Origin of the sequence: Coprobacter secundus subsp. similis (assembly GCF_015097275.1) — a bacterium.
Taxonomy (GTDB): domain Bacteria; phylum Bacteroidota; class Bacteroidia; order Bacteroidales; family Coprobacteraceae; genus Coprobacter; species Coprobacter secundus.
Genome location: NZ_AP023322.1, coordinates 3,600,019 through 3,623,398, shown reverse-complemented (window position 1 = coordinate 3,623,398; position 23,380 = coordinate 3,600,019). Strand labels below are relative to the sequence as shown.

Genomic DNA, 23,380 nt, shown 5'->3' with positions numbered 1-23,380 from the left:
ATTGATAAAGCATTAAGCATCAATGAAATACCTTTCCGAAACAAATATTCACTTAAGAGCTTTGGAACCAGAGGATCTCGATATTCTTTACCACAGTGAAAATGATTCTTCTCTCTGGCAATACGGCAGCACATTAGTGCCCTATTCCCGATTTACTTTACGTGAATATTTACAAAACGGACAAAATGATATATATCAAACCCGCCAACTCAGGCTCATGATTACATGTAACAAAGATAAAAAAACTGTTGGGACAATAGACCTTTTTGACTTTGATCCTCACCACCGCAGGGCTGCAATCGGAATTCTTATTTTTCCCGGGGAGCAAAATAAAGGATTCGGGACTGAGGCACTTAATCTTCTTTCTGAATATACTTTTGAATTTCTTCATTTGCATCAGCTATATGCCCATATTCCCCAAAACAACACATACAGCCTCAAACTATTTTCTCATTGTGGATTTACTCAATGCGGATATCTACATGAATGGATTCAAAAAAATGCATTCCAATATGAGGATGTCATTCTAATGCAAAAAATTGAACCCCAAATCTCAATTAATTCAAATAAGGAAGCTTAGGGTAATTGAGCCATGTCCGATATTCATCCCCCAAACCTTCAACAGCCATCCGCCAAAACAAATCCCCCTCTTGAGAAATACATTGCTCAACAAAATAATTATTGTTTACAGCCCATACACGCTCTTCTATTTCTTCTGAAAGTTGACCGGGAGACCAACCACTATAACCAATAAAAAATTTAATGTTATGCTCTATATTATTACCACTTCTTAAATAAGAGACTATAACATCAAAGTCTCCTCCGATATAAAGACCTTCTCCAACTTCTATTGCATTAGGAATCAAATGCCCTAATGTATGTAAATAATACAATCTGTCTCCCGACATAGGTCCCCCGCAAAAGACTGGTATTTCAGTTAATTCTTCCAATCCTTCAACCAGACGGTTTAAAACGAGTCCTGAGGGCTTATTCAAAACGAGTCCCATTGTTCCTTCAGTATTATGCTCAATCAGAAATATAACCGAACGCTGAAAGTACGAATCCGTCAATAACGGCTCAGACACCAACAAACATCCCCGCGCAGGCTTTATACTGCTACAAGGTGTCCTAAATAATCCGGACTCTAACTTCATTTTTTATTTTGTATTGATTATGAAAATAAAAATACAAAATCGTTTTGATATTTACAATAGTTCCTACATTTTTTTCATTTTCTCATTTTTTTATTTAAACAAATAAATATCAATATAACACTCACTAAAATACAAAGAGGAAGGCAAAATCTTCCTCTCATATATCTAAAAGGCTATTTTTGAAAAATGATTAAATAAATCCTATTACATACAGCCGAAAAAGAAGATGATAACACAAGAAAACAGATTTATCTTTTTGTCTAAAAAACAATCTGTTTATATTTGCAAAAATATCATCTCTTTACTTTTATGAGAAAGCATTCGTTTTTAATATTACCGGCTTTTATCCTTTTTTTAAACATAAGTTTTTCTTGTGGAGAATCATTTGACGAAAAAGAGCCCGAAATTATAGATTTACAAAATATAGAAATTTATAATCTCAATAATGCCGGGGAAGAACCTGTCATCGTTGAAGATAACACTCCAATACCCCAAGAAGCATATGCCATACGTATAAGGCCCATTCCTCAACAAAAACTTTCAGAAAATGGATATTATCAATTATATGATAAAATAACTCGCATAGAAGTTATAGATATTTCCAACAATGTTGATATTTCTGAATATTTTCGTATTATACCCAACCAGTATAGTAGCGGAAATACAGAACTATCAGAGTATAATGTCTATATTTTTAATGGATACCCTGCGGATATAGATATTGCATTATTAACTTTTCTTAAAGCCGGTGAACAAAGATTTGCCATATCACTTATTCTCGAAAGTGGACGCAAATTATCCGCAGTAACCCCCATAACCACCTTATACTAAACATTATGCATATATATCATCATTCTAAATACACCGTTTGTTTACTTCTTATACTTTTCACCCCAAGAATTTATGCACAAGAAAATACATCGAAACAACTTACCCCTCCCCGAGTCCTCCTCGATTTTAATGTCGGAAGCTGTATATACCTCTCCGATTTCAGTTCTGGAAATATTTCTGATTGTTTAATCGGTGACAAAAAATCTTCTTTATCAACCCAATTACAGCTTACTTATTTTTTTAAAAGGGAATGGGGTATATTCGCAGGCTTGGGATTTACTTTCGGAAGTGGTTTCGATACAGAAAACTCAAATATGCTACAAACTGTATCTGTGCCATTCAAACAAAATTATTATATAACATCTAACTTGTATAATGAACGTGATAACATAGCTGAACCATACTTACAAGTCGGCTTTTGTTATCGTATCTCAAAAGGGAACTGGTTATTCTCTCCTCGCATTGCTGCTGGCATTACGACCATCAATATGTCACGCATTCTTCTTGATTTAAAAGGTATCGGTAACAACCAAATGGAGGAAGTCCAATATTTAATAAAACCAGGTACTTATACCCCCTCAAGAGATATGGGCTATATAAGTCCAGGTATAGATATCAGCTACCGCATTGGCAAAATCTATTTGACTCTTGATATCAATTACCAACTGTTTCCTGGAAAATATCCTATATGGTATGGCCGTACTAACCGATACACCAATCAACTAATTGAAGAAAAAATGTTTTCGAACAATCATATTTCAGGTCGATTAATGGGTCAAATTGGTTTTGGAATACCTCTAAAATCGCAATAAAAGGCATTTGTACTTAGTACAGATGCCTTTTATAAATTTCTTCATATTCCTCTTTATTTTATCTCTTTCAAACGGATTATCATACTGGAATATTCTCTGTCCAGTGGTATATCAATGCCTTCTTCCATTAAATATTTACCGCTTACTACATTCCCATGTTGCCGTAAATTAGTATTCACCTGATTTATTTCTTCCAATTTATACTTTTTCCCAGGATTCAGACCTGCCATGCGAAAACGGGGAATGAATTGATTCCGAAAATGTTCAAGCTTGTACGCAAAAAATACGCTCTCACTTTTATCCGGAGTTACATACATCAAAGACGAAACACCTTTTTTATCATATGGAGAAATCAAACGATACAGATCCCCTTGTTGTACAAGCGGGCGTATTTCTTTATATGTTGTAATTGCTTTTCGGGCAAACTCATATTCTTCTGGAGTCATATCTTTAGGTTGCATTTCCATCCCCAAACGAGCAGACATCGCAACATCAAATCTAAATTTTAATGGAGTGACCCTCCCAGTTTGATGATTGCGCCCTGCACTAACATGAGATGCCATTGTAGAAGCTGGAAAAAAATGGGATATCCCCCACTGCATATATATGCGCTGTAATGCATCGGTGTTATCACTCACCCAAAACTCGTCAAAATATGGGAGCAAACCATAATTTGCACGTCCTCCCCCACTTGCACAAGCCTGCATTACTAAATCGGGATATTTTTTTTGAATACGCTTCAAAACATTAATCAATCCTCTATGAAAATCTATATACAAATGTGATTGCTTATCCATAGGTAAATAATATGAACCATAATTGGCCAAAGTCATATTAGCATCCCACTTAATATAAGCAATATCCGGGTTTTCTGTCATTAAATTATCGACAACGCCAAAAACAAAATCTTGAACTTCTGGATTTGATAAATCAAGGACTAATTGTGCTCCTCCCCGACCTTTTTCTGGAATTCTGTTTTTCTGGCAAATAATCCAATCTGGATGTTTTTCATATAATTCACTGATATCATCAACCATTTCGGGTTCTATCCAAATACCAAATTTTATATGGTTATCCCGAGCAGATTTTACTAAACTGGCAATTCCATTAGGAAGCTTTTTCTTACACACAATCCAATCTCCTAAACTTGTTGAATCATTATCACGCGGATATTTCTCACCAAACCAGCCATCATCCATAACGAACAATTCTCCACCAAGGCCAGATATATCTTTTATCATTTGTTCCATCACCGGTTGATTGATACCAAAATAAACTCCTTCCCAACTGTTCAATAAAATATCTCGTAGCTGATTACCATGTGACACCTTATAATCTCGTGCCCAACGGTGGAAATTACGACTTACACCACCTTTTCCTTCCATACTATATGTAAGAACCAATTCTGGCGTTATAAATACTTCTTTAGGCATAAGTATATAGTGAGATGCTTCTTCATTAATTCCTCCAAAAATACGTGTATTTCGATTATGATCTATATCAAATTTTAAAGCATAATTACCACTCCATGCCAACGTTGCCCCCAATACAGTCCCGGTATTTTCTTCCGGAGATTTTCCGATGGACAACATGAATGACGGGTTGTCAGTCTGGGCATTTCTAACTCCGTCTTTATTCTTTATTACTTTCATTCCCGGTAATAGCAACTCTTCATCTAAATAAGATTCAGAAGCCCAGTTTCCATGCAGATGTGAAAGCCAATGTTCGCCTTGACGTATTGGAATATATCCAGATGCGAATTTATAAAGGATTACAGGTTTCTTTTCTTGATGAGAAATTTCCGTCCATGTTTCTATTACATCCACATTTTTGTACGCTTGATAACAAACTTTCACCCGAAACGGATACACTGGATCATATAACACAAATTTCCAAGTGTTAGAAATTACATCGGAACTTTTTTCCACTCTGTCAAACAATAATTCCAATGACATGTTCCCATCGCAATGGGTTACTTGTATAGCTGGTTCTGTAACACAATTTATACCAAACGCCGGATACACCGGCTCTCTCATTTCTGTTCCACTATTATAAACATCTTTTTCTGAATCAATATAGCTGCCATAATACTGAAAATACAACTTTTCACCTTTATTACCAGAAAGTAATAAAGACGTTTGCGGAGTAGAAATCAAATAATCTTCTGCTTTTACCGGTAAAGATAGAAACAAACTTATCACCGATAATAAAAAAAAATAATGTTTCATGATGGTATTTAATTTTTAGAATTATATCTTGCTTTAGAACTATATCATTCTTTGCCAATAGCTCTTAATATGGCTTGTCCCCAATACTCAGCCAAACGAGACCCACCCTTATCATTCGGATGCAAATAAAAAACTCCAGCATTTCCATCTTCAGCAACCATGTCTGTCTGATAATATTCTTTAAAATACTTATATGCTTCGGTATCTCCAGTTTTTACCTGTCCCGGAAATATCTGCGCATACTCTCCAACTAATCGTCTTAATTCCGGTATATATTCCAACAATCGTTTTTGTCCAGCAACTAAATACATTGCTCCATTATAAGTATTAGGACTATACCAAAGGGGGTCATTTAAAACAATAACTGCTTTGGGATAAAGATCCAATAATTTATTTATTATTTTCCTCATATTTTCACGATATTGCTCAGCTTCGACCGGAGCCCCCTTAGGTCCGCTTATTGCACTATCATTCCCCCCTAGCATAATAGAGAATAATAAAATTCCCTTATTTTTAGCCAATTTGTCTGCCTCTATTTTCATCCAAGGAAACAGGTTGTTTGTTTCTGGAAGAAAATCTACTGTGGTACAACCACTTCGACCTGCATTGAAAAAAGAAATTTTTTCTACATCCAATTGTGTTTCAAGCCAATTAACACATTTGACAGGAGGAGCCTGTTTTTCTGGATTTTCTAACAAAACACCTTGTGTAATACTATTTCCAATAAATACTATATTGAGTTCTTTCCCCTCATTATCACTCCATAATGTTAAACTAAAAAATGACAAACAAAGAATCAATGTCATACGGATAAAATAAAATCGTGTCTTCATTGTTATTGGCTTTTATCTTTTCAAATTTCTAACTACTTTTTCAAATCATATATAACTAATTTCCATTATCTTCTCTTTAACAGTGTAAATATAAATAATTCTTTACTTTTCAACCTCTCTTTTATTGATATAAAATAAAAATCTTTTAAATATTCCATACCAAGCCCCTAATATGCTTAAAAATAGCCGAAATAATTTATTGCACTTTAAATCGATATTTACCACTATAAACTTTATAAGATATTACTAATAATCAAAACATTTTTCCCCACGACATTAAACAACAGCCCTGCCTTTACACTACTTTTATAAGAAAAGCCGTCTTTTCCAAAATACCATAATAAAACTGCTATCCGATTATTTTCTTTTTTTAAATAATGGGAAATGTCCACAACATCATAATACGAATCTTTAAGATTTGATCCCCTTTTCAATCCTCCTTCAAAAACGACCAAGTCTCCATTAATCCACAGCCAATATTTACTATCAACTGCTATTTGTGCAAATAATGTATCCGGTACGGATTTTAAATAAGCCTCTTTTTAAAGGCAATCCATGTATTCTGATTATCGACACCTGTTTCCAGAGACGTAATCCAGCTAGCTAAAATTTGTCTGATTACTTCAACTGAAAAAAAAGAAAATCCAGGGAAAAACAGTATATACTTTCTCTTGATATTACTGCTTATAAGCCCGAAAACAAATCGTACCACACCTTACCTCTGCCTAAAGACAGACAATAATAATACGATTTAAAATCAAAAACGATAATTGAATCCGAAACTCAATAACTCCTTAAATTGCAAATACGTATCTTTATCTTTCTTAGGCTGCCTGTCATCATATCTCATATGCAAAAACAACCGAGTAGAAAAAAAACGATTCAAAATAAAATCAAAACTATTTTCAAAATCTATCTGAATACGGTCATAATTGGTAAAATAGAAGAATCGGGAATTCCAAAGCATATTACGAATAAACTCCCATTTCACTGTCATCTCAACAGAAGAACCATACTGACTAAGAGATTTTCCTTCTGTAATACTAAAACTTGCAGGGTCTATACTTTTATCATTCAATACAAACCGGAGATTATACGAAAGTGGAGACAATATCGCAGACAATTCTAATTTCCGTTTATCATTTTTATACTGATACGACATACCTATACCTAAATTAAGCTCACCAGGAGAAAAGAATTCAGCTTGTTTATCATTTGAATTTGCCTTAAAATTATTTAATAGCTGAGTCTTAAAATATAACGATGCTGTATAATACCATTTGTTATACGCTTTCACTCCAAATTTAGAATTAATTTGAAAAAGATCTTCACTCACCCTTATTGTATGTACTGTATCGTCCTGAGCACTACTCAAATTCAATTTCCATTGAATTGTATTCTCAAAAATTATTTTTTTATAATCATCGTACTTCAAATTATAGACCTGATTACTTACCAAATTTAAATTACTTTCCCCTCCTTGATACCAATTTTCAGAGATATGTACCTGCGAAAACTGGATAGAACTCTGAAAACCCGAAATCCAATGTTTCAATTTTACTGTCCCCGTATTTATATTTCTGACCTTTTCTATCTTCGGAGATTCCAAGGTTATCAGATTTCTCAACGGATTCATTTTCAATTGTTCCACTTCAGGAATATCAGGCAGATTCTCATCATTATATTTTATCAAATCTGGATGATTAACGATAAAATCCAATTGAGCTATATTGCCCAACGTTTCAAAATTTTCTGCAGATTTCAACCAATCTATACTATTTCCCAAAGATAATCCATAATTCATTTTCTTGCCCTTAACAAGATGTATAGTCGGAATCTTAACATCCTGATATTTAGAAAATATAATAGGCATAAATATTGGATTTATAGGTATTGTATCGGTATATATCATCAAGGAATCATAATCAACAACCATTTGTAATGCCCGTTCAACTTCGGGTGAAAATCTTGTAGTATCTGGTTCTATAAGACGCAATAGATAACTATTCAATATACTATCATTCACCGGAGGAGTTACAGATTTCTTCAATTGCTTTTTCGTTTTACGAAGAGTATCTACACGCACAATAGTATCTTGCGGTTCAATTTTCTCTTGATAAATTAAAGAATCTACTACCACCCGCTGTATTTCAGGTATCGTGTCCGTCTGTGCAAAAGCCATAGAAAACCTACACACAATAATAGAAATAAATAAGATCACTACAAAAAAACACTTTCTCTTCTTCATATTTTTTCACTCTGGTTATGCAAAGATAATTAAAAATAAATAACTTAATTCCCTTCAAAAGATATTACAAACAATATAATTCAATTTTTACAGGAAAATATACAAGTGTTAATTGATAATTAATCTAAGAGGAATCTCCTAAAATTCTGAATATTTTTTCATACTTTTGCAGTTTAAAAAATAATACACACGTAATTAATGTATTAAATTATATATCATTGTGGATACAAAGTATATTTTTGTCACAGGCGGTGTGGTGTCATCTTTAGGAAAAGGTATTATTTCCGCATCACTGGCCAAATTGCTCCAAGCTAGAGGATATCATGTTACTATTCAAAAATTTGATCCTTACATCAATATTGACCCCGGCACACTTAACCCATATGAGCACGGCGAGTGCTATGTGACAGTCGACGGTCATGAAGCGGATCTTGATTTAGGTCACTACGAACGTTTTACTAATACACGTACAACCCGGGCTAACAATATTACTACCGGTCGTATCTATCAAAATGTAATTGATAAAGAACGTCGAGGTGATTATTTAGGAAAAACAGTCCAAATTATCCCACATATTACTGACGAAATAAAGAGAAATGTAAAATTATTAGGCAGTAAAAATGAATATGATTTTGTCATTACTGAGATAGGTGGAACTGTCGGTGACATAGAATCATTGCCTTTTCTCGAAAGTGTACGTCAATTACGATGGGAACTGGGGAAAAACTGCCTTTGTATCCATCTAACTTATGTCCCATTTATTGCTGCAGCAAAAGAAGTAAAAACCAAACCAACTCAACACTCAGTCAAACAATTACAAGAAGTCGGAATACAACCTGATATACTGGTTCTACGCACAGAACATGAGCTCAGTACCGACATCCGCCGAAAAGTAGCTTTATTTTGTAATGTAGAGCCTTCAGCTGTAATACAATCTATTGATGTACCGTCGATTTATGAAGTTCCACTGAAGATGCAACAACAAAAATTGGATGAGATCGTATTGCAAAAAACAGGTATGCCTATAAAGTCAACGCCAGAACTAAAACCGTGGAAAGAATTCTTGGCACGCATGAAAAATGCAACAGAAAGTGTGCGCATTGGCCTAGTAGGTAAATATGTCGAACTTCCTGATGCTTACAAATCTATAAATGAAGCACTTTTCCAAGCTGCAACATATAACGATCGGAAACTCGATTTAAAACTGATACATTCAGAAAAAATAAGCAAAGACAACGTTGAGGAAATACTTGCCCCAATGGATGGAATTATTATTGCTCCAGGATTTGGACAAAGAGGTATCGAAGGCAAATTCATAGCTCTTAAATATGCCAGAGAACATGATGTTCCGACTTTTGGAATCTGCTTGGGTATGCAATGTATGGTTATTGAATTCGCTAGAGATGTATTAGGATACACCGATGCCAACTCTACTGAAATGGAAGTAAGTACCAGCCATAATGTTATTGATCTTATGGAAAGCCAAAAAAGCATCTCAAATATGGGAGGAACTATGCGACTGGGAGAATACGACTGTATCTTACAAGAGGGTTCTAAAGCGGCAAAGGCGTACAATAGTACCCACATAAAAGAACGTCATCGCCATCGTTTCGAATTCAACAGTGATTACCGTGATGAATTTGAAAAAGCGGGAATGAAATGTGTCGGAGAAAATCCAGATACACATTTAGTTGAAGTCGTAGAAATACCCAATCTGAAATGGTTTGTCGGAGTACAATATCACCCAGAATACAATAGTACCGTACTAAAACCCAATCCGCTATTTGTCGACTTTATCAAAGCTGCTATCGAAAACAAAAAGAAATAAAAACGGAATTAAAGATTTAAACGAAAAATATGGATAAAAACACAATTATTGGTTTTATTCTCATTGGACTTTTGTTGTTTGGATACTCATGGATGAGCCGTCCAAGCCAAGAACAATTGGAACAGCAAAAAGCAATACAACGCTACAATGACTCTATCATGCAAGTCGAAAATGCCAAACTTTCGGCTGCACAAAATTCCCAATTTGCAAAAGACTCTCTATCAAATTCTAAAACTGACTCTTCGACATTGATAATAAATGAAGATTCGTTGCATCAACAACAACTTCAAGAAACATATGGTATTTTTTCCCGCTTTGCAGAAGGTCAAGAAAAAAAGCTAAAACTGAAAAATGAATACATTACACTTACTTTTGATAATAAAGGAGGTGTAATAAAAGAAGCCATTCTAAATAATTACAAAACATATGACTCTCTACCCCTGACTCTCTTCAATGGGGAAGAAAACAATTACGGTTTCATCTTCAAAGCTGGAGGGCGTATTGTAAAAACATCAGACCTTTATTTCGAACCTATAAAGTCTGCCGATGGCAATTCAATAGCCATGCGTTTGAATTTTGGGAATAATCGATTCTTTGAGATAGCATATACTCTTGAACCCCAAAGTTATATGGTAAAAATGGACATTCATCAAAAAGGAATGGATAAAATATTACCTCTAAATACAACTAATTTAGATATGTATTGGGAGCAAACTATGAGACGCCAAGAAAAAGGCCGCATGTTTGAAGAGAGAAACAGTGCTTTATATTATAAGTTTGTCGGCTCTGATGTAGATAATCTCAGTGAGTCAAAAGATGAACAGGAAAATATTAGTGTTGGAATAAAATGGTTCGGGTATAAAAACCAATTTTTTTCAACAGCAATCATTGCTGATAGTAAATTTAATGGTGGTCTAATAAAATCAAATATCGAACATTCCGATAAATATCTAAAACAATTCAGTACTGAAACAACTTTTGATTACAATCCTGCATCTGAAAAAGTTTCTGGATTCCGTATATTTATGGGGCCTAATTTATATCCTCTGCTTCATAGCTATGACAAGAAAGTCCCATCAAATGAACAACTCGATTTAGACAAATTGGTTCCACTTGGATATAAATTCTTCCGTTGGATAAATACATGGTTCATTATACCTATGTTCACCTTCTTTGGTAAATTTATTGATAATTATGGTATTATTATCCTTTTAATGACAATTGTCATCAAAATATTTTTGGCTCCATTAACATTTAAATCATACATGTCAACAGCTCGTATGCGCGTATTACGTCCTCAAATAGAAGAAATAAATGCTAAATACCCGGGGCAAGACAAAGCGATGGAACGTCAACGGGCAACAATGGATCTATATAGCAAAGCTGGAATCAATCCAATGAGTGGATGCCTCCCTATGTTATTACAAATGCCCATTTTATTAGCGATGTTTGCATTCTTCCCGTCATCCATTGAATTAAGGCAACAGTCTTTCCTTTGGGCCGACGACTTATCCTCATATGATGCGATATTCAGCTGGGATGCTTATATCCCCATCATTACTCCATATTTCGGCAATCACATAAGTCTATTCTGTTTATTAATGACTATAACGAACATTTTATATACCAAAATAAATATGGATAGTACAGCTGGGCAACAACAAATGCCTGGCATGAAAATGATGATGTATCTCATGCCTTTGATGTTCTTATTTATTTTCAATAATTATGCATCAGGATTGAGCTATTACTATTTTGTCTCTTTATTAATTACCATAATACAAACTTATGTATTTCGTAAGTGTATTAATGAAGAAAAGGTATTGGCCAAATTGAAAGAAAATCAGAAAAAACCACGCAAAAAATCAGGATTCATGGCCCGATTAGAAGAAGCTCAGCGGCAACAAGAAGCTGCATTACGGCAACAACGAAAAAACCGTAGATAAAAAGAATTATATTTCCCATTGACGGGGCATCTCTTTTTAGAAATGCCCCGTTTATGCTAAAAATAAAAACAACATGAAGAAAAGTTTTCGTAATATGTCATTACTAAAAATAATAGGAATCGTAATATGCCTATTATATATCTTTCCTTCATACTCATATCACCACGGGAAATACTGGAATAATATAAAACTCGAAGGAAATCGTGCCGAACGTCATGAAAAAGCAGAGAACATATTCCTTGACTTTGCTAAGATGCTACAACAATTGCCTCTTGACTCAGGAAAAATACAAATACAACTAATGTTTAATGACTGGAACCGTAACAACAAGCACGATATAAACTTGCTAAGTAGTTTGTGTGAAGATATTTTAGGAGACCCGGATTCACCTTTTTACAACGACGAACTTTATATCACATCATTAGAAGAAACATTAAAATCCGAAACATTAAAAGATGATGAAAAAATACGCCCACAGATCTTACTCGAAACTGCATTAAAAAACCGGGTAGGAAGTCCAGCCCAAGATTTTCCCATTTACAAACGAAATGGAGAAAGAATATCTTTATATTCAATAGAAAGTCCCTATCTTATCCTTTTTTTTAATGATCCAGACTGTAATAGTTGTGAAAAAGCCAAAACAATATTATCAGCAGATACAACACTAAGCTCTATGCTTAGCCAAAAGATGGTAGTAATTTTAGGAGTATATCCTTTTGGAGATATGGAATTATGGAAATCCCAAAAACTATATTTCCCTGAATCATGGATCGACGGATGTGATGAAAAACAACTGATAATGGAGAACTCATGGTATGACTTACGGACATCCCCGACATTATTTCTTTTGGACAAAAATAAGAAAGTAATTATAAAAAACGGTAGCCCCGAAAATATCATCTCATATCTAAAAAACATATACCAAAAAATTTAAATTTAGAAAACTTTGCAATTTTAGATATTTATAAAGGCAATATTTGAAATGCTAATAAATTTAAAATTTCGTATATAAAGATAATTTATTCTGTTTTTTATTACTAAAAATAAAGAATTAAGGATGATATGTATATGAAATAAACGCATTTATAATTATGTTTGTAATCTTAGAAAACCAAGCAGATGAAAGAAGCCTATTTAGAGATAGCTATCATTGCAGCCCTAAAAGCAGGAAATGATATTTTAAAGATATACAATGATCCTCAGTCAGATTTCGAAATCGAACGAAAAGCAGATAACTCTCCTTTAACGATTGCCGATAAGACTGCACACAAAACGATTATATCTTATCTGAATCAAACTCCATTCCCAATATTGAGCGAAGAAGGACAAAATATTCCCTATCAAGAACGAAAAAACTGGGAAACCTTATGGATTGTAGACCCTCTTGACGGTACAAAAGAATTCATCAAACGTAATGGAGAATTTACTGTCAATATTGCACTAATCAACAAGGGAGTCCCAATATTGGGAGTTATATATATTCCCGTGAAAAAAAGTCTCTATTTCTCAACAGAGACAATCGGGTCCTATAAAATTACAGACATCGAATACAAAGAAACTGTTGATTGGTCTTCTATCCGTACCCAAGGGAAAAAACTTCCTTTTTTAAAAAAACATAAAAATACAATTATTGTAGCATCTCGATCTCATCTAAGCACTGAAACAGAGTCATTTATCGAGAATATTAAAAAGCAAAACAAAAATATAGAAATAATATCTAGTGGGAGTTCTATAAAAATATGCCTGGTAGCAGAAGGGACAGCTGATATATATCCGCGTTTTGCTCCAACAATGGAATGGGATACTGCTGCAGGACACGCAATTGCCAAAGGTGCTGGAAAAGAAATATATCAAGCAGGAGAAAATGTTCCTCTAATATATAACAAGGAAAACTTGTTGAATCCATGGTTTATCGTCGAACAAAATAGAATTAAAATATAATATCATGACATTTGAAATAATATTCACCTTAATATTAATTGCTGGAATGATTACCGCATTAATTTATGATTTAATGCGGCCAGGAATGGTATTATTTTCAGTTGTCATTCTGTTTCTTTGTGCAGGGATACTATCTCCTAAAGAACTTCTCGAAGGTTTCAGCAATAAAGGGATGATTACTGTTGCAATGCTATTCCTTGTCAGCGAAGGAATAAGACAAACTGGAGCGATAAGTCAATTAATAAAAAAACTATTGCCTGAGAAAAAAACAACTGTAACAAAAAGTCAATTACGAATGTTACCAGCAATAGCAGGTATTTCTGCATTTCTGAATAATACACCCGTCGTCGTTATATTCGCTCCAATTATAAAAAGATGGGCAAACAAAGTAAATCTGCCAGCTACACGTTTCCTTATACCCCTATCTTACGCTACCATATTAGGTGGCTTATGCACTTTAATCGGAACATCTACCAATCTGGTTGTTCATGGTATGATTCTCGAAACCGGCCGTTCAGGATTTTCCATGTTTGAATTAGGTAAAGTCGGTATATTTATAGCTATAGCAGGAATTACATATATCCTATGTTTCTCAAATAAACTACTACCTGCAAAACGCCCTGATGTTGTAAATGAGGAAGAAGAAGAGACTCCTGCAGAAGAACTACATCGAGTAGAAGCAGTTATTGGTCCCCGATTTCCCGGTATAAAGAAAACGGTAAAAGAATTTGGATTTGAACGACACTACGGAGCTACAGTTAAAGAAATAAAGCGAAGCGGTCAGAGTATCTCTAAAAACTTAGATAATGAGATTTTTAGGGAAGGTGATACACTCGTTTTGATGGCAAACGAGAACTTTATTCCCACCTGGGGAGAATCATCAGTCTTCCTCATGTTAGCAAATGGAAAAGAGCATGAAGAAGACGAAAAACAACGAAAGAAGCGCTGGTTAGCTCTCACTCTTTTAATTATAATGATTATAGGAGCGACCATCGGAGAACTCCCAAGTATGAAAAACATAATTCCCGGAGTTCAACTCGATATGTTTTTCTTTGTATCCATTACTACTATTATCATGGCGTGGACCAAACTTTTTCCACCCAAAAAATATACCAAATATATATCTTGGGATATATTAATTACAATAGCTTGTGCTTTTGCAATTAGTAAAGCTATGGAGAATTCCGGATTTGCAGATTTACTGGCATCTAAAATTATCTCTATGGCTGACAGCCTTGGGCCTCACGCTCTATTAGCTATTATATTTATTATCACAAATTTATTCACTGAGGTAATCACCAATAATGCAGCGGCAGCATTAGCATTTCCGATAGCATTGTCTGTAGCAACACAGTTAAATGTCAATCCTACACCTTTCTTCGTCGTAATTTGTATGGCAGCATCAGCAAGTTTCTCTACACCGATAGGTTACCAAACAAACTTAATTGTACAAGGTATCGGAAATTATAAATTTACAGATTTTGTCAGATTCGGATTACCCCTTAATTTTATAACATTTATATTATCAGTATTCTTAGTTCCCCTATTCTGGGAATTTTAAAAAAAGATATGGAAACAAAAAATAATATATATCCGATTTTCGATCGAATGTTACAACGCTCAGACAAAGAGAAGTTGCTTAAACAACGAAGTATCATGATATGGTTTACCGGACTATCAGGTTCGGGCAAGAGTACCATCGCCATCGCTCTCGAACGCGAATTACACAAAAGAGGATTATTATGTCGTATCCTTGACGGAGATAATATCCGTTCAGGTATAAATAACAATTTAGGATTTTCTCCAGAGGACAGAATCGAAAATATTAGACGTATTGCAGAGGTAAGCAAATTATTCGTAGATAGCGGAATTATAACAATAGCTGCATTTATCAGTCCAAGTAATAGTATCAGAAAAATGGCTGCCGATATTATAGGAAAAGACGATTTTTTAGAAATATTTGTAGATACACCTCTTGCCATTTGTGAACAACGAGATGTCAAAGGTCTATATGCTAAAGCCCGGAAAGGAGAGATAAAAAATTTCACTGGAATATCTGCTCCATTTGAAGCCCCAGAATGCCCAGCTTTAACACTAGATACTTCTGTTTTATCTATTGAAGAATCTATAAAACTACTCTTAGAGCTCATATTGCCTAAAATAAAATTAAATGAATAAATAAGATAATAATTAAAATATATATAAGAATGGCAGAAAACTATAAATTAAGCCACCTACAGGAACTAGAGGCGGAATCGATACACATTATACGTGAAGTTGCCGCTGAATTTGAAAATCCTGTTATGCTTTATTCTATCGGAAAAGATTCGTCCGTTATGGTGCGCTTAGCCGAAAAAGCATTTGCTCCAGGAAAAGTACCGTTTCCTTTAATGCATATCGACAGTAAATGGAAATTCAAAGAAATGATTCAATTTAGAGATGAATATGCAAAAAAATACGGTTGGAATCTTATCGTAGAATCAAATATGGAAGCTTTCAAAGCTGGAGTAGGCCCATTTACACACGGCAGTAAAGTTCACACTGATTTGATGAAAACCCAAGCACTATTACACGCATTAGACAAATACAAGTTCGATGCAGCATTTGGCGGTGCTCGCCGAGACGAAGAAAAAAGCCGTGCCAAAGAACGTATATATTCTTTTCGAGATAAATTCCATCAATGGGATCCTAAAAATCAACGCCCCGAATTATGGGATATATACAATGGACGTGTTCACAAAGGAGAAAGTATACGTGTATTCCCCTTATCAAACTGGACAGAACTCGATATCTGGCAATATATCCGCCTCGAAAATATTCCTATTGTTCCTCTCTACTTTGCTAAAGAAAGGCCTATTGTAAATATCGACGGAAATCTAATAATGGTTGATGATGACCGAATGCCTGAAGAATATCGTAAAAAAGCAAAAAATATGATGGTACGTTTTCGCACCCTAGGCTGTTATCCACTAACCGGGGCTATAGAAAGTACTGCTGATACAATTGAGAAAATTGTAGAAGAAATGATGACAACTACAAAATCTGAACGAACTACCCGTGTAATTGATTTTGATCAAGAAGCCAGTATGGAACAGAAAAAACGGGAAGGTTACTTTTAATATATTGAACGACTATGGCAGACAAACTTAATATAAAAGAATTCCTCGATAAAGATGAACAGAAAGATTTACTTCGGTTTCTTACTGCAGGTTCTGTTGACGATGGTAAATCTACTCTTATCGGGCGCTTATTATTTGACAGCAAAAAAATATATGAAGACCAGCTCGACGCTCTTGAACGAGATAGTAAACGAATGGGAAATGCCGGAGAGCATATAGATTATGCTCTTTTGCTTGACGGCTTAAAAGCAGAGCGAGAACAAGGAATTACTATTGATGTAGCCTATCGGTACTTTTCTACTAATAACAGAAAATTTATCATTGCTGATACTCCGGGACACGAACAATACACACGAAATATGATTACCGGAGGTTCGACCGCAAACTTGGCAATTATATTGGTTGACGCGCGTACAGGCGTCATCACACAGACTCGCCGTCATACTTATCTGGTATCTTTACTCGGTATCAAACATGTCGTTTTAGCTGTCAATAAAATGGACTTAATACATTTCGATGAAAAACGATTCAATGATATTGTTACTGAATATAAGAATTTTATTACACCTTTAGGAATAAGTGACGTCACTTGTATCCCCCTATCTGCCCTTGATGGAGACAATGTTGTAGAAAAATCGGACAGAACACCATGGTATACAGGTCAGGCATTACTCGATTATTTAGAAACCGTCCCCATTGATCAAGATCGCAATTTCTCAGATTTTAGATATCCTGTTCAGTACGTTCTCCGCCCAAATCTTGACTTTCGAGGATTTAGTGGAAAAATAGCTTCTGGAATTGTTAGAAAAGGTGATGAAATTATAGCCCTTCCTTCAGGGAAAAAATCTCGTATTAAAAGCATTGTTACTTATGATGGAGAATTAGAATATGCTTTCCCTCCTCAATGCATCACAATCACCCTCGAAGATGAAATAGATGTTTCTCGAGGAGAAATGTTGGTACATCCCGACAATCTACCGATGATAGATCGAAATTTCGAGGCTATGCTAGTCTGGATGGACGAGGAAGATATGGATACTAACAAACAATTCTTCATCAAACAAACCACAAACGTAACACGTGCTCGAATCGACAAAATCAAATACAAGGTAAATATCAACACAATGGAACAATCTCCTTCTGAAAAACTTGTATTAAATGAAATAGGAAAAGTTGTTATTACTACAGGCAAAGAGATATTCTTTGACTCATACGAGAAAAATAAACATACTGGTGCATTTATCCTGATTGACCCGATTACCAACAACACAAGTGCTGTAGGTATGATTATTAATCGGGTCGATGCCAAAGATATGAGTATTGAAGAAAGTTTTGCAACATTAGACCTCCCGCAATTGGGTATAGGGCAAGAACACTACAATGCGATAATCAAAATTTGTAAAGAATTGGAAAGACAAGGAATTCCAGTAAAATGTATCACTGAAAAGAAATAAAATGGGACTACTTCAATTTGATAAACTACCCATTAATACTTTAGTGGGGGCTGACTGGAAAACGTTCAAGGCTATCACCGAGGGGCGAACAATAGACAAAAATTTTCAGCAAAAATTCCGATTGACAAAAGCTGTATGCCGGTTATTGAGTTCACTTACTCCGTTAGAAGAAAAAAAGTATAAAAAGATATTAGCAGACAAATCACTCGAAATGGATCCCGTCTTCATTCTGGGTCATTGGAGAAGTGGTACAACCTTTGTTCACAATGTATTTTCTTGCGATAAACATTTTGGTTATAACACGACTTATCAAACTGTTTTTCCACATCTGATGCTTTGGGGACAAAGTTTTTTCAAGAAGAATATGGCTTTCCTCATGCCAGACAAACGACCTACAGATAATATGGAGTTAAAAGTAGACCTTCCTCAAGAAGAAGAGTTTGCCTTGGCCAATATGATGCCATATACCTTTTACAATTTTTGGTTTCTGCCTAAACATACAATGGAGTATTGCGACAAATATTTATTGTTCAATAATATTACCGAAGAAGAAAAAAAAGTATTTAAAGAAACATTTCTAAAACTAATAAAAATATCACTATATAATACTCACGGACAACAGTTTTTAAGCAAAAATCCACCTCATACTGGACGTGTAAAAACTTTAGTGGAAATGTTTCCAAATGCAAAATTCATCTATTTAAAAAGAAATCCTTATACAGTATTCGAAAGTACCCGAAGCTTTTTCACAAATACGATACAACCACTACGATTACAAGATATAACCAATCAGCAAATAGAAGACAATTTAATCGAAGTATATCGCAAGCTTTTCTATAAATTTGAAGAAGAAAAACATCTCATACCTTCGAACAATTTAATTGAAGTAAAATTCGAAGATTTTGAATCCAATGCCTACGATATGACACAAGAAATATATAGGCACCTTAGTCTTCCTGGATTTGAAGAATCAAAAACCGATATAGAAAAATATCTCAGTAAGAAAAAGGGTTATAAAAAGAACCAGTATAAATACGATGAGCGTACTATCAAAATTGTAGAAAAAAACTGGGGATTTGCTCTTGATCAATGGGGATATAGTTTGTAATTTGTAATTTGTCAAAAAATGGATCTTACTAAAAAGAGTTTATTGATTTGCGCCTTTATAGGCAGCTGTATTTCATTATCCTCTGCTCAAAAAAATGTACCTATAGCGTACGGAAACATGGATCAATGGGTTACCCGCCATATTCACGAATCAGGCATAATAGGTGGTAATACAAAATTACTATATGAATTAGGACCAACTGCTACAATAGATGGCAACACTCCTTATCATAACAGAGGCGGTTCTCCTTGGGCCAATTCAAATGTTATGGCAAAAGTAGCAGGAATCGTCAAAACGAATACTTCTGTTTTCCCTGAAAAAAGAGGGAATGGATACTGTGCACGTCTTGAGACTCGTATGGAATCGGTCAAAGTAATGGGAATTGTAGATATTACTGTCTTAGCCGCAGGCTCTGTATTTCTCGGTTCCGTATTAGAGCCTATTAAAAGTCCTAAAAATCCACAAAGCCTCCTCAATTCGGGAGTTGCTTTTACTCAAAAGCCCAAAGCTATCGAGTTCGATTATAAAGTAAAAATGGCTCCGGAAAAATATCGTGTCAAAGCTACCGGTTTCGGGAGGACTTCTAAAGTAGATGGTATGGATATGTCTGGCGTAATATTGCTATTACAAAAACGGTGGGAAGACAAAGACGGAAACATATATGCTAAACGAGTAGGAACAATGGTCACTTATTACACCAAAGATACAGATTGGATAAATAACGCTCAATATGAAATCTTATATGGAGATATAACAAAACATCCCCAATATAAAGACTATATGCGTATACAAGTAGAAGAGCGATATGCATTAAATAGCAAAGGTAAAAACGTTCCCATAAAAGAAGTCGGCTGGGCCGAAGCGGACGAAATACCAACCCATATGGTATTACAATTTACATCCAGCCATGGTGGGGCTTATATTGGAGCTCCCGGAAATATTTTATGGATAGATAATGTAAGCTTAATTTATTAAATTAATTAGATATAAATACAGGAATGGGGCATAAAAGCCCCATTCCTGTATTTATATCCAATTAAATCTTAACTATACAGCCGTGTACGTAATACAGCCACTTTTTCATCAGTAATATAATCATCATAATCCATCATTTTGTCAATAATGCCTTTTGGTGTAAGCTCTATCACACGATTGCATACAGTCTCTATAAACTCGTGGTCATGCGAAGATAACAAAATATTACCCTTAAATGTCCGCAACGTATTATTAAATGCTTGTATCGATTCTAAATCCAAATGATTGGTCGGTGAGTCAAGCACCATTGTATTAGCATTTTTCATCATCATCCGGGCAATCATACACCTCATCTTTTCACCCCCAGAAAGGACAGAAGCACTTTTTAATATTTCCTCACCAGAAAACAACATTTTTCCCAGAAAACCTTTCAAATATATTTCACTTGTATCCTCTGAAAATTGAGCCAACCAATCTACCAAATTCATATCCGTATTAAAAAATGAAGAATTGTCCAACGGCAAATAAGCAGTAGTAATAGTCTGTCCCCACTCATACGTACCATCATCAGCTTTAAGTTCTCCATTAATTATATCAAACAATGCTGTCATAGCCCGAGGATCACGAGAAATAAAAACAATTTTATCATCCTTCTCAACCGTAAAATTTACATCTTTGAATAGTAAAGTCCCTTCAATTGATTTTTCTAACCCTTTTACTTCTAATATTTTATTTCCCGGCTCACGATCTGGAGTAAAAATAATTCCCGGATAACGACGCGATGATGGTTTTATCTCCTCTACATTTAATTTTTCCAACATTTTTTTACGACTGGTTGTCTGTTTAGACTTTGCAACATTCGCACTAAAACGCTGGATAAATTCCATCAATTCTTTCTTCTTTTCTTCAGCTTTTTTGTTCTGCTGTTGTTGCTGGCGTAATGCCAACTGGCTCGATTCATACCAGAAACTATAATTTCCAGCGAATAATTCGACTTTGCCATAATCTATATCTACAGTATGGGTACACACCGAGTCAAGAAAATGCCGGTCATGAGAAACAACCAATACTGTATTTTCAAAATTAGACAAATAATTCTCCAGCCACATTACTGTCTCAAGGTCAAGGTCATTGGTTGGCTCATCGAGTAACAAATTATCTGGTTGTCCAAATAAAGCTTTAGCCAATAAAACACGGACTTTTTGTTTTCCACTGAGATCTTTCATCAACATATAATGTAAATCTTCTTTGATGCCTAGTCCACTCAACAGATTTGCCGCATCACTTTCGGCATTCCAGCCCTCAAGTTCCGCAAATTTTTCTTCCAACTCAGACACACGAATACCATCAGCATCACTAAAATCGGCTTTATTATACAATGCGTCTTTTTCCTTCATAATATCCCACAAAACTGTATGCCCCATCAATACTGTATTAATAACTGTAAAATCATCAAACGCAAAATGGTCCTGGCTCAAAACAGACAATCTCTCCCCTGCTCCCAAAGATATCGTTCCATGTGTAGGATCCATCTGTCCACTCAGAGCTTTAAGCAACGTCGATTTCCCGGCTCCATTAGCCCCTATTATTCCATAACAATTACCTGGTGTAAATTTCAAATTTACATCCTGAAAAAGTATTCGTTTACCAAACTGTATGGCTAAATTATTTACTGTAATCATATACTTCCATTCTTAAAATTAGGGCACAAAGGTAGTCATTTTTATAATAGAATGAAAGTATCTCAAAATGTTGCAGGAGAACTCCTAAAAATAGTGTAACATAATTCAAATCTAAAAATAAACAACCCTAACTATACTCCTCCGATAATAATAAAAAATCAACAAGTTTTAGAAAAAAATTTACCCTCGTTACCACATATTAATGTGAAACAACGAGGGTAAATCATTAACTGATATTTATTAATCTTAAAAATGCACCATTTAAATAATGTACTGAGAGCTGATAGACTCATTCTCATACACTCTCCGAATAGTATCCGCAAATATGTCAGCGATGCTTATAATATGCACTTTAGAACACCCTTTACAATAAGGTATACTGTCAGTAAATACCATCTCTGTCATATTAGAAGACTCTATGCGCTGAGTAGCAGGATCCGACATTACAGCATGACTCGCAATTGCCCGTACAGACAATGCTCCTTTTGAAATCATCAAATCTGCAGCTTTTGTAATAGTACCTGCCGTATCTACCATATCATCTATCAATATTACATTCTTGCCTTCTACATCTCCAATTACAGTCATACTTTCTACCTCATTAGCCTTAGCTCTTGACTTATGGCAAAGAACCAAAGGAACTCCGAAATATTTCGCATAAGAATTGGCACGCTTAGACCCACCGACATCCGGAGTGGCAATAACCATATTCTCTAAATTCAAAGAAGAAATATAAGGACCAAATACAGACGATGCATATAAATGATCCACCGGAACATTAAAGAATCCTTGAATCTGGTCGGCATGTAAATCCATTGTTATCAAGCGACTGATACCAGCAACACTCAATAAATCGGCAATCAACTTAGCTGCAATAGATACACGCGGCTTATCTTTTCTATCTTGACGCGCCCAACCAAAATAAGGAACAACTGCGATTATCGATGCTGCAGAGGCTCTCTTCGCTGCATCGATCATCAATAAAAGCTCCATTAAATTATCGGAATTAGGAAATGTTGACTGTACCAAATAAACTTGGCATCCTCTGATCGATTCTTCAAAAGAAACACCAAATTCTCCATCAGCAAAGTGCTGGATCTTCATGTTTCCTAATTCACAACCCAAACTATTACATATCTTTTCAGCAAGATAACGGGAGTTGGTTCCCGAGAAAATCTTAAAGGGGAGTTTCTGGCTCATTGTGCTTTTAGAATAAATTCT

The 23,380-nt window shown here is 34.9% G+C and carries 19 protein-coding genes; 13 read left to right on the top strand and 6 right to left on the bottom strand.

The window, feature by feature from the left end:
- Positions 1-22 precede the first annotated feature (22 nt).
- Positions 23-580 carry a GNAT family N-acetyltransferase gene (locus Cop2CBH44_RS14325; RefSeq protein ID WP_200755083.1) on the top strand — a complete coding sequence of 186 codons (558 nt, stop codon included), beginning with the start codon at positions 23-25 and terminating at the stop codon, positions 578-580.
- Here Cop2CBH44_RS14325 and Cop2CBH44_RS14320 read toward each other — a convergent pair.
- A complete protein-coding gene (locus Cop2CBH44_RS14320; protein WP_021929656.1) occupies positions 558-1,154 on the bottom strand; it encodes a YqgE/AlgH family protein in 597 nt (198 codons plus the stop codon). The genes Cop2CBH44_RS14325 and Cop2CBH44_RS14320 overlap by 23 nt on opposite strands.
- Before the next feature lie 309 nt (positions 1,155-1,463).
- Between Cop2CBH44_RS14320 and Cop2CBH44_RS14315 the strand changes: the two genes are divergently transcribed.
- Both Cop2CBH44_RS14315 and Cop2CBH44_RS14310 read left to right on the top strand, forming a co-directional pair.
- A complete protein-coding gene (locus Cop2CBH44_RS14315) occupies positions 1,464-1,985 on the top strand; it encodes a DUF5034 domain-containing protein (protein WP_200755082.1) in 522 nt (173 codons plus the stop codon).
- 5 nt (positions 1,986-1,990) lie between these two features.
- A complete protein-coding gene (locus Cop2CBH44_RS14310; RefSeq protein WP_021929658.1) occupies positions 1,991-2,797 on the top strand; it encodes a hypothetical protein in 807 nt (268 codons plus the stop codon).
- A gap of 53 nt (positions 2,798-2,850) precedes the next feature.
- Here the strand turns inward: Cop2CBH44_RS14310 and Cop2CBH44_RS14305 are convergent, their stop codons facing one another.
- The 3 genes from Cop2CBH44_RS14305 to Cop2CBH44_RS14295 all read right to left on the bottom strand — a co-directional run bounded on the left by Cop2CBH44_RS14305 (position 2,851) and on the right by Cop2CBH44_RS14295 (position 8,106).
- Entirely contained in the window at positions 2,851-5,025 is a 2,175-nt protein-coding gene (locus tag Cop2CBH44_RS14305; protein WP_200755081.1) for an alpha-galactosidase, read from the bottom strand.
- Between the two features lie 44 nt (positions 5,026-5,069).
- Positions 5,070-5,858 carry a GDSL-type esterase/lipase family protein gene (locus Cop2CBH44_RS14300; protein ID WP_021929660.1) on the bottom strand — a complete coding sequence of 263 codons (789 nt, stop codon included), beginning with the start codon at positions 5,856-5,858 and terminating at the stop codon, positions 5,070-5,072.
- A 757-nt stretch (positions 5,859-6,615) separates the two neighbouring features.
- On the bottom strand, positions 6,616-8,106 hold the full coding sequence (locus Cop2CBH44_RS14295; protein WP_021929661.1) for a DUF3078 domain-containing protein: 1,491 nt from the start codon (positions 8,104-8,106) through the stop codon (positions 6,616-6,618).
- Positions 8,107-8,323: 217 nt separating this feature from the next.
- Between Cop2CBH44_RS14295 and Cop2CBH44_RS14290 the strand changes: the two genes are divergently transcribed.
- From Cop2CBH44_RS14290 to Cop2CBH44_RS14245, 10 genes are all read left to right on the top strand, one after another.
- On the top strand, positions 8,324-9,934 hold the full coding sequence (locus Cop2CBH44_RS14290; protein WP_200755991.1) for a CTP synthase: 1,611 nt from the start codon (positions 8,324-8,326) through the stop codon (positions 9,932-9,934).
- A gap of 29 nt (positions 9,935-9,963) precedes the next feature.
- Positions 9,964-11,880, top strand: a complete 1,917-nt coding sequence (gene yidC / locus Cop2CBH44_RS14285) for a membrane protein insertase YidC (RefSeq protein WP_021929663.1) — start codon at positions 9,964-9,966, stop codon at positions 11,878-11,880.
- A gap of 73 nt (positions 11,881-11,953) precedes the next feature.
- Complete coding sequence (locus Cop2CBH44_RS14280) at positions 11,954-12,814, top strand: DUF5106 domain-containing protein (protein WP_021929664.1); 861 nt, start codon at positions 11,954-11,956, stop codon at positions 12,812-12,814.
- 185 nt (positions 12,815-12,999) lie between these two features.
- On the top strand, positions 13,000-13,821 hold the full coding sequence (gene cysQ, locus Cop2CBH44_RS14275) for a 3'(2'),5'-bisphosphate nucleotidase CysQ (RefSeq protein WP_021929665.1): 822 nt from the start codon (positions 13,000-13,002) through the stop codon (positions 13,819-13,821).
- 4 nt (positions 13,822-13,825) lie between these two features.
- On the top strand, positions 13,826-15,382 hold the full coding sequence (locus Cop2CBH44_RS14270) for an SLC13 family permease (RefSeq protein ID WP_200755080.1): 1,557 nt from the start codon (positions 13,826-13,828) through the stop codon (positions 15,380-15,382).
- A gap of 8 nt (positions 15,383-15,390) precedes the next feature.
- Positions 15,391-15,999 (top strand): adenylyl-sulfate kinase, encoded by a 609-nt coding sequence (cysC, locus tag Cop2CBH44_RS14265; protein ID WP_021929667.1) that lies wholly within the window; start codon positions 15,391-15,393, stop codon positions 15,997-15,999.
- Between the two features lie 29 nt (positions 16,000-16,028).
- Positions 16,029-16,940 (top strand): sulfate adenylyltransferase subunit CysD, encoded by a 912-nt coding sequence (gene cysD / locus Cop2CBH44_RS14260; protein WP_021929668.1) that lies wholly within the window; start codon positions 16,029-16,031, stop codon positions 16,938-16,940.
- A 14-nt stretch (positions 16,941-16,954) separates the two neighbouring features.
- The gene (gene cysN / locus Cop2CBH44_RS14255; protein ID WP_055097801.1) at positions 16,955-18,394 is read left to right on the top strand and encodes a sulfate adenylyltransferase subunit CysN; all 1,440 of its coding nucleotides are present in this window, start codon (positions 16,955-16,957) and stop codon (positions 18,392-18,394) included.
- A 1-nt stretch (position 18,395) separates the two neighbouring features.
- Positions 18,396-19,502 carry a cholesterol-responsive sulfotransferase gene (locus tag Cop2CBH44_RS14250; protein WP_200755079.1) on the top strand — a complete coding sequence of 369 codons (1,107 nt, stop codon included), beginning with the start codon at positions 18,396-18,398 and terminating at the stop codon, positions 19,500-19,502.
- Positions 19,503-19,520: 18 nt separating this feature from the next.
- Entirely contained in the window at positions 19,521-20,477 is a 957-nt protein-coding gene (locus Cop2CBH44_RS14245; protein WP_200755078.1) for a PCMD domain-containing protein, read from the top strand.
- Positions 20,478-20,545: 68 nt separating this feature from the next.
- Here Cop2CBH44_RS14245 and Cop2CBH44_RS14240 read toward each other — a convergent pair whose 3' ends face one another.
- Together Cop2CBH44_RS14240 and Cop2CBH44_RS14235 are read right to left on the bottom strand one after the other, a co-directional pair.
- Entirely contained in the window at positions 20,546-22,159 is a 1,614-nt protein-coding gene (locus Cop2CBH44_RS14240) for an ABC-F family ATP-binding cassette domain-containing protein (RefSeq protein ID WP_200755077.1), read from the bottom strand.
- Positions 22,160-22,420: 261 nt separating this feature from the next.
- Positions 22,421-23,359, bottom strand: coding sequence for a ribose-phosphate pyrophosphokinase (locus tag Cop2CBH44_RS14235; protein ID WP_021929673.1), 939 nt, complete (start codon positions 23,357-23,359; stop codon positions 22,421-22,423).
- Positions 23,360-23,380: the final 21 nt, after the last annotated feature.

Bases quoted from the DNA above. Each gene is read 5' to 3' on its own strand.
- cysN (WP_055097801.1), top strand. From the start codon at position 16,955: ATGGCAGACAAACTTAATATAAAAGAATTCCTCGATAAAGATGAACAG.
- cysQ (WP_021929665.1), top strand. From the start codon at position 13,000: ATGAAAGAAGCCTATTTAGAGATAGCTATCATTGCAGCCCTAAAAGCA.
- yidC (WP_021929663.1), top strand. From the start codon at position 9,964: ATGGATAAAAACACAATTATTGGTTTTATTCTCATTGGACTTTTGTTG.
- cysC (WP_021929667.1), top strand. From the start codon at position 15,391: ATGGAAACAAAAAATAATATATATCCGATTTTCGATCGAATGTTACAA.
- Cop2CBH44_RS14280 (WP_021929664.1), top strand. From the start codon at position 11,954: ATGAAGAAAAGTTTTCGTAATATGTCATTACTAAAAATAATAGGAATC.
- Cop2CBH44_RS14240 (WP_200755077.1), bottom strand. From the start codon at position 22,159: ATGATTACAGTAAATAATTTAGCCATACAGTTTGGTAAACGAATACTT.
- Cop2CBH44_RS14245 (WP_200755078.1), top strand. From the start codon at position 19,521: ATGGATCTTACTAAAAAGAGTTTATTGATTTGCGCCTTTATAGGCAGC.
- Cop2CBH44_RS14325 (WP_200755083.1), top strand. From the start codon at position 23: ATGAAATACCTTTCCGAAACAAATATTCACTTAAGAGCTTTGGAACCA.
- cysD (WP_021929668.1), top strand. From the start codon at position 16,029: ATGGCAGAAAACTATAAATTAAGCCACCTACAGGAACTAGAGGCGGAA.
- Cop2CBH44_RS14300 (WP_021929660.1), bottom strand. From the start codon at position 5,858: ATGAAGACACGATTTTATTTTATCCGTATGACATTGATTCTTTGTTTG.
- Cop2CBH44_RS14295 (WP_021929661.1), bottom strand. From the start codon at position 8,106: ATGAAGAAGAGAAAGTGTTTTTTTGTAGTGATCTTATTTATTTCTATT.
- Cop2CBH44_RS14310 (WP_021929658.1), top strand. From the start codon at position 1,991: ATGCATATATATCATCATTCTAAATACACCGTTTGTTTACTTCTTATA.
- Cop2CBH44_RS14315 (WP_200755082.1), top strand. From the start codon at position 1,464: ATGAGAAAGCATTCGTTTTTAATATTACCGGCTTTTATCCTTTTTTTA.
- Cop2CBH44_RS14270 (WP_200755080.1), top strand. From the start codon at position 13,826: ATGACATTTGAAATAATATTCACCTTAATATTAATTGCTGGAATGATT.
- Cop2CBH44_RS14235 (WP_021929673.1), bottom strand. From the start codon at position 23,359: ATGAGCCAGAAACTCCCCTTTAAGATTTTCTCGGGAACCAACTCCCGT.
- Cop2CBH44_RS14305 (WP_200755081.1), bottom strand. From the start codon at position 5,025: ATGAAACATTATTTTTTTTTATTATCGGTGATAAGTTTGTTTCTATCT.
- Cop2CBH44_RS14250 (WP_200755079.1), top strand. From the start codon at position 18,396: ATGGGACTACTTCAATTTGATAAACTACCCATTAATACTTTAGTGGGG.
- Cop2CBH44_RS14320 (WP_021929656.1), bottom strand. From the start codon at position 1,154: ATGAAGTTAGAGTCCGGATTATTTAGGACACCTTGTAGCAGTATAAAG.